Origin of the sequence: Actinomadura fibrosa, assembly GCF_900659615.1 — a bacterium.
In the GTDB taxonomy this organism is placed as follows: Bacteria; Actinomycetota; Actinomycetes; order Streptosporangiales; family Streptosporangiaceae; genus Spirillospora; species Spirillospora fibrosa.
In genome coordinates, this window is sequence record NZ_CAACUY010000498.1 from 1 (window position 1) to 2,350 (window position 2,350).

Annotated in this window: 1 protein-coding gene; it reads right to left on the minus strand. The window is 77.1% G+C overall.

Annotation, left to right across the window (positions count from 1 at the left end; translation table 11 throughout):
* A partial coding sequence (locus E1300_RS49055; protein ID WP_131764095.1) for a type I polyketide synthase occupies positions 1-2,350 on the minus strand: 2,350 nt, incomplete at both ends.

The following is a 2,350-nucleotide window of genomic DNA, read 5'->3' on the forward strand; positions in this document are numbered from 1 at the left end:
GGCCTGCGCGCGCAGCGCCTCGGCGGACGCCGCCGACACGGCCAGCGGGAGCGCCGGGGGCCGCTCGCCGCGCGGCTCGGCCGCGCCCTGGTCCGGTGCCTCCTCGATGACGACGTGGGCGTTGGTGCCGCTGACGCCGAACGACGACACCGCGGCGCGGCGCGGACGGCCCTCGGCGGTCCAGTCGCGGGGCTCGGTGAGCAGCTCGACGGCGCCCTCGCTCCAGTCGATGTGCGGGGACGGCTCGTCGGCGTGCAGGGTGCGGGGCAGCACGCCGTTCCGCATCGCCATCACCATCTTGATGACGCCCGCGGCGCCCGCGGCGGCCTGCGTGTGCCCGACGTTGGACTTGACCGAGCCGAGCCACAGCGGGTCGCCGTCCGCGCGGTCCTGCCCGTAGGTGGCCATGAGGGCCTGCGCCTCGATCGGGTCGCCGAGGACGGTTCCGGTGCCGTGCCCCTCGACGGCGTCCACGTCCGCGGGCGTGAGCCCGGCGGTGGCGAGCGCCTGGCGGATCACGCGCTGCTGCGACGGCCCGTTCGGCGCGGTCAGGCCGTTGGACGCGCCGTCCTGGTTGACGGCGGAGCCGCGGACGACCGCGAGCACGGGGTGCCCGGCGCGGCGGGCGTCGGACAGGCGCTCCAGCAGGAGCATGCCCGCGCCCTCGCCCCAGCCGGTGCCGTCGGCGGACGCGCCGTAGGCCTTGCAGCGCCCGTCGGCGGCGAGGCCGCTCTGGAGGCTCATGTCGACGAACGTCTCGGGGGTGGCCATGACGGTGACGCCGCCCGCGAGCGCGAGCGAGCACTCCCCCTGCCGCAGGGCCTGCACGGCCCAGTGCAGCGCCACCAGCGACGACGAGCAGGCCGTGTCGACGGTGACCGCGGGGCCCTCCAGCCCGAGCGTGTAGGAGACGCGGCCGGACGCGACGCTGCCCGCGCTGCCGTTGCCGATGAACCCGGCGACGTCCTCGGGGATCGCGCCGAGCCGCAGCGCCCAGTCGTGGTACATGACGCCCGCGAACACGCCGGTCGGGCTGCCCTTCAGCGAGTGCGGGTCGATGCCGCCGCGTTCGAGGGCCTCCCAGCTGATCTCCAGCAGGAGCCGCTGCTGCGGGTCCATCGCGAGGGCCTCCTTCGGGCTGATGCCGAAGAAGCCGGGGTCGAAGTCGGCGGCGTCGTGCAGGAAGCCGCCCTCGCGGACGTAGGTGGTGCCGTGCCGGCCGGGCTCGGGGTCGTAGATCTCCTCGATGTTCCAGCCGCGGTCGTCCGGGAATCCGCTGATCGCGTCGGTGCCGTCCGCGACGAGGCGCCACAGCTCCTCCGGGGAGGCGACGCCGCCCGGGTAGCGGCAGGCCATCGCGACGATCGCGATCGGCTCGTCCCCGGCGGGCCGGGCCGCGGCGCGCGGCGCGGGCGCGGCGGCCGGGGACGCGCCGCCGACCTTCTCCAGGACGTGCCCAGCGAGGGCGCGCGGCGTCGGGTAGTCGAAGATCAGCGTGGAGGTGAACCGGAGGCCGGTGGCGGCGCCGAGCGCGTTGCGCAGCTCGACGGCGGCGAGGGAGTCGAAGCCCAGCTCGGTGAAGGCGCGGCGGGCGTCGATCGCGGCGGCGCCGTCGTGCCCGAGCACCGCGGCGACCTGAGTCCGGACGAGGTCGGACACGATCCGCTCCCGCTCGGCGTCCGAGGCGCCGGCGAGGCGGGCCGCGAGCGTGCCGCCGGTGCCGGACCCGATACCGGACGCGGCGGCCTGCCTGCGGGCGGACGCGCGGACCAGGCCCCGCAGCAGCGGCGGGATGCCCTCCGGACGGGCGCGCAGCGCGGCGGCGTCCAGGCGGATCGGCACCAGCGCGGGCGCCCCGGTCAGCAGCGCGTCGTCGAAAAGGGCGAGGTTCGCCTCCGGGCCCAGCGCGGGCAGGCCGGACCGTTCGGCGCGGCGCAGCGTCACCTCGTCGAGGCGGGCGCCCATGCCCGCGCCGCCCGCCCACAGGTTCCACGCGAGCGACGTCGCGGGAAGGCCCTGGGCGGCCCGGTGCGCGGCGAGCGCGTCGAGGAAGGCGTTGGCGGCGGCGTAGTTGCCCTGCCCGGCCGACTCCAAGGTCCCGGCGGCGGACGAGAACAGCACGAACGCGGTGAGCGAGAGGTCGCGGGTCAGCTCGTGCAGGTGCCACGCGCCGTCCGCCTTGCCGTGGAACACGGCGCGGACCTGCTCGGGCGCCAGCGTCCCGGCGAGGCCGTCGTCGACGATCCCGGCGGTGTGGACGACGCCGGTCAGCGGATGCGCGGCGGGGATCGCGTCCAGCAGCGCGGCGAGCGCGTCGCGGTCGGCGGCGTCGCGGGCGGCGACGGTGACC